We start from the raw sequence: 255 nt of genomic DNA on the forward strand, positions 1-255 counted from the left end.
GGCAAAACCGCATTAACCGCCGAAATGGGTGAAATGACCACCAATGGTGGGGATCCAATTAACTTCAGCATGACCACCGATGCCAATGGCGTGACCACCATCTCTGGTGTGGATGGGGCGGGTAATCTGGTCCTAGACATCACCATGACCCCAACCATGGATCCGGCAACGGGCGATGTCACCGTGACCACCGATGTTAATCAATACCAACCATTGGATGACAACAACGGCACGGGTGAGAATACCGGTCTTATT

The 255-nt window shown here is 52.5% G+C and carries 1 protein-coding gene; it reads left to right on the forward strand.

Annotated features, from left to right (window positions below; genetic code table 11):
- The coding region (locus tag HC723_RS17195; RefSeq protein WP_190339974.1) for a hypothetical protein at positions 1–255 on the forward strand (255 nt) is incomplete at both ends.

It is taken from the genome of Vibrio sp. S11_S32 (assembly GCF_014694465.1).
GTDB lineage: Bacteria > Pseudomonadota > Gammaproteobacteria > Enterobacterales > Vibrionaceae > Vibrio > Vibrio algicola.